At 61.3% G+C, this 14065-nt stretch carries 12 protein-coding genes; 8 read left to right on the top strand and 4 right to left on the bottom strand.

Going from position 1 to position 14065, the window contains the following annotated elements; genetic code table 11:
• The first annotated feature begins 200 nt into the window (after nt 1-200).
• The gene (locus NKH02_RS29310; protein WP_352689124.1) at nt 201-1352 is read left to right on the top strand and encodes a porin; all 1152 of its coding nucleotides are present in this window, start codon (nt 201-203) and stop codon (nt 1350-1352) included.
• A gap of 1768 nt (nt 1353-3120) precedes the next feature.
• Here NKH02_RS29310 and NKH02_RS29300 read toward each other — a convergent pair.
• Together NKH02_RS29300 and NKH02_RS29290 are read right to left on the bottom strand one after the other, a co-directional pair.
• A complete protein-coding gene (locus NKH02_RS29300) occupies nt 3121-3333 on the bottom strand; it encodes a cold-shock protein (protein ID WP_027038889.1) in 213 nt (70 codons plus the stop codon).
• Between the two features lie 785 nt (nt 3334-4118).
• Complete coding sequence (locus NKH02_RS29290; protein WP_352883156.1) at nt 4119-4904, bottom strand: GGDEF domain-containing protein; 786 nt, start codon at nt 4902-4904, stop codon at nt 4119-4121.
• Between the two features lie 276 nt (nt 4905-5180).
• Between NKH02_RS29290 and bioB the strand changes: the two genes are divergently transcribed.
• The 5 genes from bioB to bioZ are packed head-to-tail and all read left to right on the top strand — an operon-like array spanning nt 5181 to nt 10207.
• Entirely contained in the window at nt 5181-6185 is a 1005-nt protein-coding gene (gene bioB, locus NKH02_RS29285; protein WP_352883154.1) for a biotin synthase BioB, read from the top strand.
• The gene (locus tag NKH02_RS29280) at nt 6182-7330 is read left to right on the top strand and encodes an 8-amino-7-oxononanoate synthase (RefSeq protein WP_352883153.1); all 1149 of its coding nucleotides are present in this window, start codon (nt 6182-6184) and stop codon (nt 7328-7330) included. The genes bioB and NKH02_RS29280 overlap by 4 nt, the downstream gene beginning before the upstream one ends.
• The gene (gene bioD, locus NKH02_RS29275; RefSeq protein WP_352883152.1) at nt 7327-7965 is read left to right on the top strand and encodes a dethiobiotin synthase; all 639 of its coding nucleotides are present in this window, start codon (nt 7327-7329) and stop codon (nt 7963-7965) included. Before NKH02_RS29280 ends, bioD begins: the two co-directional genes overlap by 4 nt.
• The gene (locus tag NKH02_RS29270) at nt 7962-9227 is read left to right on the top strand and encodes an adenosylmethionine--8-amino-7-oxononanoate transaminase (RefSeq protein WP_352883151.1); all 1266 of its coding nucleotides are present in this window, start codon (nt 7962-7964) and stop codon (nt 9225-9227) included. Before bioD ends, NKH02_RS29270 begins: the two co-directional genes overlap by 4 nt.
• The gene (gene bioZ, locus NKH02_RS29265; RefSeq protein WP_352883150.1) at nt 9224-10207 is read left to right on the top strand and encodes a 3-oxopimeloyl-[acyl-carrier-protein] synthase BioZ; all 984 of its coding nucleotides are present in this window, start codon (nt 9224-9226) and stop codon (nt 10205-10207) included. The genes NKH02_RS29270 and bioZ overlap by 4 nt, the downstream gene beginning before the upstream one ends.
• Nucleotides 10208-10339: 132 nt before the next feature.
• Here the strand turns inward: bioZ and panC are convergent, their stop codons facing one another.
• Nucleotides 10340-11230, bottom strand: a complete 891-nt coding sequence (panC, locus tag NKH02_RS29260; protein WP_352883148.1) for a pantoate--beta-alanine ligase — start codon at nt 11228-11230, stop codon at nt 10340-10342.
• A 16-nt stretch (nt 11231-11246) separates the two neighbouring features.
• Entirely contained in the window at nt 11247-12053 is an 807-nt protein-coding gene (gene panB / locus NKH02_RS29255; RefSeq protein ID WP_502913872.1) for a 3-methyl-2-oxobutanoate hydroxymethyltransferase, read from the bottom strand.
• A 356-nt stretch (nt 12054-12409) separates the two neighbouring features.
• Here panB and NKH02_RS29250 point away from each other — a divergent pair, with 356 nt between their 5' ends.
• Both NKH02_RS29250 and NKH02_RS29245 read left to right on the top strand, forming a co-directional pair.
• Nucleotides 12410-13375, top strand: a complete 966-nt coding sequence (locus NKH02_RS29250) for an NUDIX hydrolase (RefSeq protein WP_352883146.1) — start codon at nt 12410-12412, stop codon at nt 13373-13375.
• Nucleotides 13376-13440: 65 nt separating this feature from the next.
• The coding region (locus NKH02_RS29245; protein ID WP_352883145.1) for a quinolinate synthase at nt 13441-14065 on the top strand (625 nt) is incomplete at its 3' end.

The following is a 14065-nucleotide window of genomic DNA, read 5'->3' as shown; positions in this document are numbered from 1 at the left end:
TTGAAGATTTAGTGATAAAAATGCAACTGATACTTCGTTATGTGGCCGGCAAACGGAATTTGAACTTGCACTAATTCGCCCGGTGAATAGCGTTCGAGCAGGGAAGGATGCATCGCGATGCGCATCTTTTTCGATCGACAGGGAGCGGTTCGTCCATCGACGTCCTCGCCCTTTTCAAATCAATGAATGGAGATCAAAATATGAACATCAAGAGCCTTCTTCTCGGCTCCGCTGCGGCCCTGATCGCAGTTTCCGGTGCGCGCGCCGCCGACGCCGTCGTCGTCGCCGAGCCGGAACCGGCTGAATACGTCAAGATCTGCGACGTCTACGGCGCCGGCTACTTCTACATTCCAGGCACCGAAACCTGCCTGCGCATCGGCGGCTACGTCCGCTACGACATCAGCGCTGGCGATGTCGGCAGCTTCGATGGCGCACGTTCGACAGACGTTCTCAACGGCAAGGACCAGGGCACCTGGCACAAGAATGCCCGCTTCTCGCTGAAGACCTGGACCGGCCAGGAAACCGAGCTCGGCACGTTGAAGACCTACACCCAGACGAAATTCAACTTCGGCAACAGCGCCTACTACGCTGGCGGAGACGGCAATCAGGCCCACAACAAGGGCGTTACGATGGATTTTGCCTGGATCCAGCTTGGTGGGCTTCGTGTCGGTTTGGATGATTCGGCCTTTGATACGTTCATCGGATATGCCGGCAACGTTCTCAACGACACCATCGTCCCCTACGGCGATTTCTCCACCAACCTCATCCAGTACAACTTCGACGCCGGCAACGGCTTCTCGGCCATTGTCTCGCTCGAAGAAGGTTCAGTGGACGTCAACAATGTCTTTTACGTTGGCACGATCGACAGCTATATTCCGCATGTCGTCGGTGGCGTGAAGTACACGCAGGGCTGGGGCGCCATCACCGGCGTCGTCGCCTATGACAGCAACTACGAAGAGTGGGCCGGCAAGGTTCGTGCTGACTTCAATGTGACCAGCGAGCTGTCACTGTTCGCCATGTTCGGCTACGGCACCGACAAGCACTCGCTTGCAGTCGCAAGCGGCCGCGACTTCTACAAACAGTGGGGCGGTAACTGGGCTTGGTGGGCCGGTGGCACCTATAAGTTCAATCCGAAGACGTCGTTCAACTTGCAGGTTTCGGGTGACCAGGACAAGAATTATGGCGTGGCGGCGAACGTTGCCTACGACATCGTCCCCGGCCTCACGGTCACCGCGGAAGTTGACTACGATCACTTTGGTCACTTCAGCGACGGCACCCCGTTCGGCAACTGGACCGCTGCAGACAAGAAGAACAACGTTGGCGGCCTCCTCCGCTTCCAGCGCTCGTTCTGAGGATTGAAGCACAGGTTCGCCGCGTTCGAAGGGGTATCTATGAGCCTTTAATTCGCGGCTGAACCGTTGTGGTGAGGCTTGAAGAGTTGTCGGCGGATTGCTTGATCACGGACCTCCAATCCTAGCATTTCGTCGATGAGAAGGGCGCCCAGTTCCCGGGCGCCCTTTTTTAAGGGTTATCATCAGACTCGCGCAAGCGAGAAGGCCGCGGGCAATTGTGCGGCGGACCGCTCTCTCCACGCCAGAACGGCATGATCCGCAAAACGGCGCTGGCGGCAGTTCAATGTTGAAAGACAAGGCCTCAAGCCAGCACGGCCACCCGATGCCCCGCCGGCAAGAGGTCCGCGCCGCCGTCCTGGACCAGCTTGCCGCCTGCCAGCGGTATTGAAGGCGCTTTCGCCGATCTCCTCGACATCTATTGAGATCGGATTGCCGGTACATTCTGCCACACGCGGGCGTTTTTCTCGCCAAGCGAAACCGCGATGACCTTGATGGAGAACCGCGTCAGCAGGGTGGGCGCATCTCGCGCCAAGTCCAGGTTACCACCGACCATGCGAGATGCCGATAGTTGACGCGTCTGTCACTTCGCGCGGCCATATTCATTCTGGTGCCGATCTGTTGCCCTCTCTGCTTTTCCCATGCGTTTTAGGCCGAGCCATTTGTGAAGGGGGCGGTCAATAGTCGAACGGACGAAAAAGGGTTCTAAGTTTGGGAAGTCTTGAAACGAGCCACCCCTGTCGAGGGGAGGCTCGTGTTAGCTATTTGGCAGAGAATGGCCGGGAAGCAGAGCCGCTAGCCAAGACACTTCCGGATGCGTCCAACGCCTTTACGGTTATGTTGTAGAAATGAGTTCCACTGTCGGGGCATGGCCCGTGGTATCGGAACGCTCCGTACTGCAGCGACGTTTGCCCTTTGTAAGCAACGGTCCCGCTGCCGTGGTTATAGGCAGAACTGCTATCCGTCATCGTGATCTGGAGTTTTGCCGTACCTTGAGGAACGCCCGACAATGTTATTGGGGGCGACTTCGGATCAAAGCATCTTTTCGTAGGTCCCCATTCAAATGAGACACCAAGCCCGGAAGCGAACGCTCCGGATGTCGCCACCGAAAACGCAAATGCAAACAATAGTCTCTTCATAATTTCCTCTGCAGACAAGGCGGATGGAATTGTCCCACCAGAACGCCGGCCGCAGGAAGACTAAACGATTCCTTTTGAGCGCAAAACGCCAAAGTGGACATGCCTTTCAGGTTAGGGAACGAGGCATCCAGCGTCCAGCCGAGCCAGAAATTCGTCGCGATATTCTAGAGGCGCCGTGCCGAGCCACCGCGCCGCCGTATCCTGATACGCCCGGGAGCCGACGGGCCGGTGCCGTCCGACTTCACGATCACGGTGCCGAGATGTTTTGTCAGTTCCGTCACGTGGCCTCTCCTGTGGTCGCGCACGAAGGATGGAATCACGTCGTGCAATTGTCACTCGTTGCCGCGGCTGGTTATAATATGGTTGCCGCCGACAGTCAGAAGGGAGCTTCCATGAATCCGATCAGACAGGTTCTCAACGTCCTGCTCCCCATCCGCCCTATTTCCGGCAAGAGCCCGGTCCGCTACAGGACAACCGCCCAAGCTCTTTCGTCGGCAAGCCAACTCGCACCCCTTGGCAGCCATCTGTTGCCAAAGGGTGAGGTTAACCATGTGCTATCGCTCGCATCGAACGGGTCGGCCGGCCATCCCGGCCTGCCGCGTCCGTCCGGCTCTTAAGGGAGTCAGCTGAAATCAACCAGCTTTGCTGAGATTGCCCGCGGAGGACTTGCCAGTCCGGCGGTCCTGTTCAATCTCGTAGTTGATCTTCTGCCCATCAGCGAGGGTCGAGAGGCCCGCTCGTTCGACAGCGGAAATGTGGACGAAAACGTCCTGACCACCGTTGTCGGGCTGGATAAATCCAAATCCCTTGGTGCTGTTGAACCACTTCACGGTGCCGGTCGCCATATTTACGTATTCCTTCGTAACAATTGCAGTGTGGCCTGGCAGTTGTGCCAGGCCGGTTCAGATCAAGGCATTGAAATTAGACGCAGCAAAGAAAAAATTGCAAGACCCGGCATTCTCGGATGGCGTCACGACCGGCCAGTTAAAGACAACATCGCGACCCTGCGCAATTGCTGGGCAGCCGTTTGCCGGGTACGTCGGCCAATGAGCGGCTATCAACCGAACATCCCGCGTGGCGGAGCTGGATTGAAAGCAGCGAGTGGCTGCCGATCCGTGGTCATCGTTCCCCATGAACTCGAGTTAGGCGATCTATCTCGCCGACAGGGTGCTGCGAGAAGGGCGGGCGGCGCGGCTTCATCACCGTTGACTTGCCGCGGCCGCGCGAGCGCAGCGAAAGCCGGTTTGTGCGCTATCGCGAGGGGAGGGATTGCGCGAGTTCGGCCTGCATTGAGCAAGCTGTCAACTCGCCAGCATTTGTCGGCTGGCAGGGCCGGAAGCTCAAAGGCCATCAAAACGGCATCGACCTTCAGTCGGTGTTTACCATTCGCTTCTATCTTTCGCGCAGCGGCAAGGTTCTGAGTACCGCACATAAAGGCCTGCTCCAGACAATGGAGCGGGCTTTTTTGTGGTCACTTGGGAGACGGCTCCAACAATGCTGTCTACAGGAAAAACGGCCCGCAAGGCTGTGCGGCTTGTGATGTGGCTGGGGCTGGTCGTGCAGATGGGCAGGCCGAAAGCAGGCCCCATCAGGCAACACTCTGCCCGCGTCAGGCTGGGCCCAAACTGGGTTATGGCGCCACCGCCCGCAATTTGGCCGATTCATAGTCGAACGAAACACGATTTCGTCCACGCTGTTTCGCTTCAAAAAGGCATCGTCCGGCGGTGCGAAGGACGTCTTGAGCATCTGCATCGGGAGAGATTTCCGCGCCGCCGATGCTGACAGTCACTTTCACGCCGTCCTGTTGGCCTTTCGCCATCGGACCCGCCTCGATAAGACGGCGTATGTTTTCCGCAATTGTACCTGCCTGCTCCTTACGCGCGCTGCGTAGCAACACCCCAAACTCTTCTCCGCCAAGACGACCGATCGAGTCTCCCGGGCGTGTCAGATAAACGAGCGCCTTTGCAATTCGAACCAAAGCCTCGTCACCTTTGGAATGGCCGTGTTGGTCGTTGATCAAGGAGAAGTGATCCGGATCGATCAGGAGCAGTGTGTCGCATTCACCTTCGTCACGCTTTCTGTCCATTCTTGCGATAAATTCACCGCGACTGAGAAGGCCTGTCATCGGGTCGTGACTGGATACGAAGGTGAGCCTGTCGTGCGCCTCTCTCAGCGCTGTGTATGATTTCTCCAACTTGTCACATGTTTCCTGAATCGTTTCCCCCTGGGTGAAGATAAAGGCGCTAACGGGCATTCCGATCAGGATGGGGATGACGGTGCATTCCACCCAACTCAGCCAGTCGATCGGCATCTGCAGGCCAAGTCTTGCCGTGAACGACAGCCCGAAAGTCGCGACGACTGCAATTATTGTCACGACTGTAGATTTGCCCAGAATCCGTTTGCTGCGCGGCGTCATATTGTTGCTATAGACAGTCCGGCTGAATGACATGTTACCAGCTTGATTAGGATTGTTCTGGACACACCGGCGAGGAGCCGAACCGGCAGGTCCTCAAGGCCAAGTCGAGCAAATGCGCCCGCGTCCTGCCGACACCATGCCTCGGTCGGTTCTTGGGCCCATTATGCTGGCTGCGAGGGAAATGAGATTTTGACCCGCAGTGAATTTCAGATTTCGGCTGGAAAAACCCGTCGCGTCCTGTAAACAGCGCGGGCCTGCTCACGGATAGGGGAAATCATGACGCTTGTTTCGCCCACGGAAGGTTCGACCGCAGATAGGGGAGCTGCCAGAAGCCGCCGCCTGTGGAGCCAAGCCGAAGCCCGGGCCCTCTACGAGTCTCCCTTCAACGAACTGCTGTTTCGCGCCCATTGCGTCCATCGTGCGAACTTTGATCCCAACCGCGTTCAGCTCAGCCGGCTGCTGAGCATCAAGACCGGCGGCTGCCCCGAGGATTGTGGTTATTGCAGCCAGTCCGCGCAACACAATTCCGGACTGAAGGCCTCCAAGCTGATGGCGGTCGAACGCGTCATCGAGGAAGCCCGCAAGGCGCGCGATGCGGGTGCGACGCGCTATTGCATGGGCGCGGCGTGGCGCAGCCCCAAGGCGCGCGACATGGAGGTCGTGGTCGCCATGGTCGAAGGCGTCAAGGCGCTCGGCATGGAAACCTGCATGACGCTTGGCATGCTCGATCCTGAGCAGGCGCAGCAGCTAAAGACAGCGGGCCTCGACTACTACAATCATAACATCGATACGTCCGAGCGCTACTACAGCGAAGTCATCACGACGCGCTCGTTCACTGACCGGCTCGAAACATTGGCCAATGTCCGCGACAGCGGCATCAAAGTCTGCTGCGGCGGCATCGTCGGCATGGGCGAGAAACCGGTCGACCGCGTGGACATGCTGGTGACGCTCGCCAATCTGCCGGAGCCGCCCGACAGCGTCCCGATCAACATGCTGATCCCGATCGAAGGCACGCCGCTTGGTCATGAGCGGCCGATAGAGCCGCTCGAATTCGTCCGAACGATTGCGCTCGCTCGTATCCTGATGCCGCAATCTTATGTGCGCCTGTCGGCTGGCCGCACGGCAATGAGCGAGGAGATGCAGGCACTGTGCTTCTTTGCTGGCGCCAATTCCGTCTTTGTCGGCGATACGCTGCTGACGGCGGACAATCCGAGTGAGGATAAGGACACTGCGCTCTTTCGCAAGCTCGGTATTGAACCAATGGAGCTTTCCAGCCTGTGAGCGCAGGGGGCTTGCTCGACCGCTATGAGACGACGCTGAGCGGGCTCGCGCGCAAGAACCGTTTGCGCGCGCTGTCGCCGCGGGCTGGCCTTGATTTCGCCTCCAATGATTATCTCGGCCTGGCAGCCTCGCCGCGCCTGGCCAAAGCCGTCGCAGCAGCACTCGCAGCCGGCACGCCGATCGGCGCCACGGGGTCTCGCCTGTTGCGCGGCAATGGACCCGAGCACGAGACCCTCGAAGCCGAGGCGGCGCGTTTTTTCGGTGCTGAACGTGCGCTTTTCTTCAGCGGGGGCTACCTCGCCAATTTCGCCGTCCTGACCACACTTCCGCAAAAGGGCGACCTCGTCGTCCTAGACGCACTCATCCATGCCAGTGCCCATGAGGGCGCGCGGGCCGGCCGCGCTTCATCCGTGGAGGCATCCCACAACGACGTCGGCGCCTTCGAAGACGCCATTTTGGCGTGGCGGCGTTTGGGCGGCACGGGTCGCCCCTGGATCGTGGTCGAGAGCCTCTATTCCATGGACGGCGACCGCGCGCCCCTTGCCGATCTGGCGGCACTTGCCGACCGTCACCACGCTTTTCTGCTGATCGACGAGGCGCATGCCACCGGCGTCTATGGACCTGATGGACGCGGCCTAGCGCACGATTTCGAAGGCCGCGACAATGTCGTCGTGTTGCACACTTGCGGCAAGGCGCTTGGCGCCTCCGGCGCGCTGGTGACCGGACCCAAGGTCATCGGCGACTACCTCATCAATCGTTGCCGGCCTTTCATCTATGCCACCGCCCCTTCGCCGCTGATGGCGGTGGCTGCAACCGAGGCGCTCGCCGTCCTGCATGACGAACCCGAGCGCCGCGAGCGGCTTGCAGCACTCGTCGCCTTCGCCGGCCGGGAACTCAAAGCCTGCTGCGGGGTGGCGCCGAGCGGCTCGCAGATCCTGCCGGTCATCGTCGGCGACAACGCCCGCGCCATGGCGCTCGCCAGCGCGCTGCAGGCGCGCGGTTTCGATGTGCGCGGCATCCGCCCGCCAACGGTGCCCGAGGGCACGGCTCGGCTCAGGATTTCACTGACGCTCAATGTCGAGCAGGCCGACGTCGCTGCGATGATCAAGGCACTGGCAGAGGAATGGGAGCGAATGGCGGCATGAATCAAACCTTCGTCATCACCGGCACGGACACCGGCATCGGCAAGACGGTTCTCGCGGCTGGTCTGGTCAGGCTGCTCAATGGCGCCTACTGGAAACCGGTGCAGTCGGGGCTCGATGGCGAAACCGATACCCAGACGGTAGTAAGACTCGCGGAGCTTCCCCCAGAGCGGATCGTCCCGGAAGCCTGGCGGCTGGTCCGACCGCTCTCGCCGCATCGTGCCGCCGAACTCGATGGCGTTTTGATCGATCCCGACCGCCTCGTTCTGCCCATAACGGCGCGCCCGCTGATCGTCGAGGCAGCCGGCGGTCTCATGGTGCCGCTCAACCGCAACGTCCCGTTCATCGATGTGTTCGCCCGCTGGCGCGCGCCGGTCGTGCTTTGTGCGCGCACCGCGCTCGGCACGATCAACCACACCCTTCTCTCGATCGAGGCGCTGCGCCGCCGCGACATTCCGCTTTTGGGCGTCGCATTCATCGGCGACCCTATGCCCGACACGGAATGCACGATCGCTGCGATCGGCAAGGTGCGTGTGCTTGGCCGTTTGCCTTTCCTCGATCCGTTGGCGCCCGACACTCTTCTGTCAGCCATGGCAGCGCATTTCGACATGGTGCCTTTTCAGCAGGCCAGCGCATGAGCCGCTCAGCCGTCTGGCATCCCTTTACCCAGCACGCCGTCGAACCGGCCCTGCCGAGAATCGTTCGGACCGAAGGCGCATACCTGCAGACGGATGACGGAAAGCGCATCCTCGACGCAATATCCTCGTGGTGGGTGGTGACCCACGGCCATCGCCATCCCGCAATCGTCGAGGCGATCCGCTCAACTGCCGAAACGCTCGACCAGATCATATTTGCTGGTCTCACCCACGCGCCGGCCGAAGAACTGGCGAGCGCGCTCATCGGCCTGGCGCCGAAGGGTCTGGACTGGGTCTTTTATTCCGACAGCGGCTCGACCAGCGTCGAAGTGGCGCTCAAAATGGCGCTCGGCTATTTCCGCAACATCGGCGCGCCGCGCTCGCGTATCGTTGTGATGGAATCGAGTTATCACGGCGACACGATCGGGACGATGAGCGTCGGGGCCCGCGGCGTCTTCAACGCCGCCTACGAACCCCTGCTCTTTGACGTCGACAGCATCCCTTTCCCTGCCGCGGGTCGCGAGCAGGAAACGCTCGACGCCTTCGAGGCGTTCAGCCGTGATAGCAAGGCGGCGGCGCTGATCATAGAACCGCTGGTCCTGGGCGCAGGCGGCATGCGGATGTATTCGCCAAAGATCCTGGCCGAATTGAAACGTATCGCCGAGGCCTCCGGGACGCTGTTCATCGCCGATGAGGTGATGACCGGCTGGGGCCGGACCGGTACCCTGTTTGCCTGCGAGCAGGCAGGTATTGCGCCCGACATATTGTGCACGTCGAAAGGGCTGACCGGCGGCGCGATTCCGCTTGCCGCCACGCTCGCCACCGACGCCATCTTTCGGGCGTATTATTCGCCGGACCGCAGTCGCACCTTCTTTCATTCGAGCTCCTATACCGCCAATCCGATCGCCTGCGCGGCCGCACTTGCCAACATCGCTATCTGGCGCGATGAGCCGGTCATCGAGCGCGTCACAACACTGACGCGACTGCAAGCCGAAGGGGCTCGCCGCTTTGCCGAAGATTCCCGCTTCGCCGATGTCCGGGTGACCGGCACCATTGCCGCCTTCGAACTGGCGGTCACCAACTCCGGCTACCTGGCTGAAATCGGCCCGAAGCTGCGCGCTTTCTTCCTTGAGCGCGATCTCCTGGTACGCCCGCTCGGCAATGTGATTTATCTTCTGCCGCCCTATTGCGTAAGCGCCAGCGAGCTTGGTCGCCTGCATGACGCGATCGACGAGGCCGCCGACCTTGTTGGGCAAGCCCGATGATCCGAGGCGCGAAAATCACCGGTTTCGGCCACCACGCGCCGGCGCGGGTCGTGCCGAATGCCGAAATCGAGGCCTCGCTTGGCCTGGAGGCTGGCTGGATCGAGAGGCGGACTGGCATCCGGTCACGCCGCTGGGCCGAGCCTTCCGACACGTTGTCGGGCCTGGCCGGGCAGGCGGGAGATATGGCGCTGGACATGGCTGGCACCGACCGCGCCGCGATCGGCCTTCTGCTACTGGCAACATCGACGCCCGATCATCTGCTGCCGCCAAGCGCGCCGCTGGTGGCGCATCGTCTGGGCCTTGCTCATGCCGGCGCGGTCGATCTTGCAGGCGCCTGCGCCGGTTTCGTTTATGCGCTTACCTTCGCCGACGCCTTCGTGCGCACGCACGGCAAGCCGGCGCTGGTCATTGCCGCCAATATTCTGAGCCGCCGCATCAACCCGGCCGAACGTGCCAGCGCGGTGCTGTTCGCCGACGCCGCGGGCGCGCTCTTGCTGGTCCCGTCGTCCGATCCGTATCACGGTGTCCTCGGCGCTTCGCTGGATTCCGACGGATCGGGTTATGGCCTGATCCAGATCCCGGCGGGCGGCAGCAGCCGGCCGTTTGCCGGAGGTTTCGACATAGCCGAAACCCGCATGACAATCGCCGATGGACGCTCCGTGTTCGCCAAGGCGGTCGAGATGATGGCTAGGTGTTCGGTCGAGGCGCTGGAAATAGCGAACGTTTCAGCTCAGGCCGTGGATCGGTTTGTTCCACACCAGGCCAACGCCCGCATTCTCGACGCCGTCGCCGACAAACTCGATATTGGCCCTGAGAAGGTGGTGAGAAGCATTGCGGAGTTCGGCAATTCCTCTGCCGCGACAATTGCGCTGTCGCTGTCCCTCTCCCATCAGGGCAAGCCGTTTCTGGCGGGCGAAAGGCTTCTGCTCGCCGCGGCCGGCGCCGGGCTTACCGGCGGCGCACTCGTGATCGGCGTCTAGACTAAGACTAGAGGGCGGGCAGCAACTCAGGCGCCCATTGGCTGCGTGGATTGTCGCCGGCGGGCTGCACGGGATCCATCGCCAGACGCGGCAGCGCCCGGCGCTCGCGACCAGGGAGAGGAGCGAAGAACATCACGCTGCGGCGGCGGCCTGCACGAAACCTTGTACCGAGCCTCGCGACCACACCTCGACATTGTCGATCAGCCGCGTCTTGCCAAGCCAGGCGGCGACGAGCAGTCGCGCCGGTCGGTTGGGGATGGCGATGACAGCCAGGTCCTCGCCCGTGCGCAGCTCAAGATACTCGACCTGCGAAAAGCCTGCAGCGAGGATGGCCTGCCGTGCCTCATCGAGCACACGATCGATGCAATCTTCGCAGTTCAGCCGCCGGGCAGTTTCGAACAAAATTTCGGCAAGGCGGGGTGCCGCGCGCCGTTCAGGGGCGGACAGCCGCGCGTTGCGCGAAGACATCGCCAGCCCGTCACCTTCACGCACCGTCGGGCAGGCGACGATCTTGATGGGAATGTCGAGATCGCCAACGAGCCGACGCACCACATGCAGTTGCTGGAAATCTTTCTCGCCAAAGAATGCCAGATCGGCGCCGGTCTGGAGAAAAAGCTTGGTGACGACGGTCGCCACCCCGTCGAAATGACCCGGCCGGAACGCGCCGCAAAGGCCCTGGCTCACCGCGCTCACCGAAACCGTCGTGGCAAAACCTTGCGGATATACATCCGCCGCATCCGGCGCGTAAAGGATGTGCGCGCCGAGCGGCGCCAGTTTGGCGGCATCATCATACTCGGTTCGCGGATAGGCGATCAGATCCGCCGGGCTATTGAACTGCTTCGGATTGACAAAGAGCGTGACGATCACCCGATCAGCCTTTGCGAGGGCGGCTCGCACAAGACTGAGATGACCCTCGTGGAGAGCGCCCATGGTCGGTACGACGGCCACCTTCAAACCATCCCGGCGCCACACGGCTACTATGCTGCGCAGTTCAGCAACTGTCCGAAGAATGGGGATGCCCACGTTGGATCTCCTCTTTTCAGGTCTTCGGCTCGTTCCCGAACACGTGTTCTGCCGCTGGAAAGCGGCGCTCACGAACGTCGTGCGAGTAGGCCGAGATGGCCGCGGAAGCCGCCTCGCCCAGCTCGGCGTATCGCTTGACGAACTTTGGACGAAAGGCGCCGAACAGGCCCAGCATGTCGTCAACGACCAGGATCTGGCCGTCGCAGGCCGGCGAGGCGCCAATGCCGATGGTCGGGATCGCGATCTCCTGCGTGATCCGCCGCGCCAAGGCTTCAGGTGTCTTCTCAAGCACGACCGCGAAGGCGCCTGCTTCGGCCACCGCGACCGCATCATGCTGGATGCGGTCAGCATCGTCGCCCCGCCCCTGGACGCGGTAGCCGCCGAGTGCATTCACCGCCTGCGGCGTCAGCCCGACATGAGCCATCACCGGCACGCCACGCGCAGCAAGGAAGCGTATCGTCGCGGCCATGCTTTCGCCGCCTTCGAGCTTGACCGCCGCGCAGCCTGTTTGCGCCATCACGCGGGCAGCATTGCGAAAGGCCTGTTCGGGACTTTCCTCATAGGAGCCGAACGGCATGTCGACGACCATCACCGCCCGTTCGAGGCCCCGCCGCACCGCCTGGCCGTGCAGGATCATCATTTCGAGCGTGACGCCGAGCGTCGAAGGCAGGCCGTGAAGCACCATGCCGACGCTGTCCCCGACAAGCACGACATCGCAGTGAGCATCGACCAGTTGTGCAATGGGCGTTGTATAGGCAGTCAGACAGACCAACGGCGTCGCACCTTTGCGCGCGGCAATGTCCGGTGGGGTCAAGGCCCTGATTGCTCGCGTTGCGCTCACCGACTTCCCTCACGTGACGTCAACCCGAAGCCATCTGCCACAAATTTGTGCAGATGCGAAGAAGAAATTGCAGTGCACAATAATTTGCTGACTATTTATTCCGCAAGCTGCGACGCCGCTTCGAATGAGCACGAGTGCGAAAGCGGGCTCTTAATCTCGCGCCCAGTCCACTTCCCTAGCGTCACTGCCGAGCGGCTTCGCGTTTGCGACACTCTTCGTGTAGATCGAAGGTCTAGGCCTTTACGGAGAGTGTGGTGTTGACAGGCTAAAGGGGCTGCTACACGCTGGTTAAATCGATTGAGAAGCTTCTCACGGAACTCTGCCCAACCCAGGCAACCATGGACGATCGCCCAAAAGCAACACGCAACGGTAGGGCCGCCGCAAAGGCCAAGCAAGTCGAAGCGGAGCTGATTGCCGTTGTCGTGTCCGTCAATGACGGTGAACCAGCGGTCCTCACCATCGGGCAGGGGGATTGCCTGCCCTCGGGGCCGTTCGCGCTGGAGCATCGATCGCTGCAGTCAGGTCTTAGGGCGTGGGTCGAGCAGCAGACTGGTCATCCCCTCGGCTATATTGAGCAGCTCTATACATTTGCTGATCGCGACCGCGCCGACGGGCGTCAGCAGCGCGTCATTTCCATCAGCTATCTCGCTTTGACCCGGAAAGAACATGCCACCGGCGCATCCGCCTGCGCCTGGCGGAGCTGGTACGATTATTTTCCGTGGGAGGACCACCGCCTCGGAACACCGAAACTGATTGCGGATGTTCTGGCGCCGCGTCTGCTTGCCTGGGCGGCCGAGGGCGAGCAAACTGCGACGCGCAGTGAGCGGCGGCGGCGGGCTGCCATTGCTTTCGCGTTCGAGGACCGGCCCTGGAATGAAGAGTTGGCGCTCCAGCGCTATGAGCTGCTTTACGAGGCGGGTCTGGTGGCAGAGGCCACCCGCGACGAACGGTCGATCGCATCCGACTCAACAGCCGGGACAACGATGGTTGCCGACCATCGCCGCATCCTGGCGACGGCCCTTGCGCGCTTGCGCTCGAAGATCAAATACCGGCCAGTCGTCTTCGAGCTGATGCCGCCGGTGTTTACGCTGCTGCAGCTGCAACGGACCGTGGAAGCCCTGGCCGGCCGGCTGATCAACAAGCCCAACTTTCGCCGGCTCATCGAGCAGCAAGAACTGGTCGAGGAGACTGGCGAGACGTCCCTGGATACGGGCGGGCGCCCGGCCAAGCTCTATGAGTTCCGCCATGCCGTGCTGGACGAAACAGCCGTGGCGGGGACAAAATTGCCTCTGGCCCGGGGTTGACACTCTTATAGTCAACCTAGATATATACCCCTTATAGTCGAATGGATTATAAACGGGAGGCGCCGGTGAGCGGGACGATACCTTCGGCCGCGTCCCTGTATCAGCGCGTCCAGCGCATCATCCCCCCAGTGGAATGGGCGGCTTTCAGCGACGACATCGAGGCTATTCTGGCGCTCAAGCGCGAGCGCAACGCTGTCATCCTGGCCCACAACTATCAAACCCCCGAGATTTTTCACTGCGTCGCCGATATCGTCGGCGACAGCCTGGCGCTGGCCCGCAAGGCAATGACCGTCGATGCAGACATCATCGTGCTCGCCGGCGTGCATTTCATGGCTGAGACGGCGAAGCTCCTCAATCCGGACAAGACGGTGCTCATTCCGGATCTTGGCGCCGGCTGCTCGCTGGCGGACTCGATCACGGCGGACGACGTGCGGCTGATGCGGCAACGCTACCCTGGTGTGCCGGTCGTGACCTACGTCAACACGTCCGCTGCCGTGAAGGCCGAGTCGGACATCTGCTGCACCTCCGGCAACGCTTTGGCTGTGGTGGAGTCGCTTGGCGTTGCGCGGGTGATCATGCTGCCCGATGAATACCTGGCCAGGAATATCGCGGCACAGACTTCGGTCGAGATCATCGCCTGGAACGGTCATTGCGAAGTGCATGAGCGCTTCACGCCAGCCGACATTCGCG

This window comes from Mesorhizobium sp. M1396 (assembly GCF_040317725.1).
In the GTDB taxonomy this organism is placed as follows: Bacteria; Pseudomonadota; Alphaproteobacteria; order Rhizobiales; family Rhizobiaceae; genus Mesorhizobium.
Note: the sequence above shows the minus strand (reverse complement) of the source record. Positions and strands in the feature narration are given on the sequence as shown.

Coding starts and splice junctions, on each gene's coding strand:
- NKH02_RS29310 (WP_352689124.1), top strand. CDS start 201: ATGAACATCAAGAGCCTTCTTCTCGGCTCCGCTGCGGCCCTGATCGCA.
- NKH02_RS29300 (WP_027038889.1), bottom strand. CDS start 3,333: ATGGCGACCGGCACCGTGAAGTGGTTCAACAGCACCAAGGGATTTGGA.
- NKH02_RS29290 (WP_352883156.1), bottom strand. CDS start 4,904: ATGACGCCGCGCAGCAAACGGATTCTGGGCAAATCTACAGTCGTGACA.
- bioB (WP_352883154.1), top strand. CDS start 5,181: ATGACGCTTGTTTCGCCCACGGAAGGTTCGACCGCAGATAGGGGAGCT.
- bioD (WP_352883152.1), top strand. CDS start 7,327: ATGAATCAAACCTTCGTCATCACCGGCACGGACACCGGCATCGGCAAG.
- NKH02_RS29270 (WP_352883151.1), top strand. CDS start 7,962: ATGAGCCGCTCAGCCGTCTGGCATCCCTTTACCCAGCACGCCGTCGAA.
- bioZ (WP_352883150.1), top strand. CDS start 9,224: ATGATCCGAGGCGCGAAAATCACCGGTTTCGGCCACCACGCGCCGGCG.
- NKH02_RS29250 (WP_352883146.1), top strand. CDS start 12,410: ATGGACGATCGCCCAAAAGCAACACGCAACGGTAGGGCCGCCGCAAAG.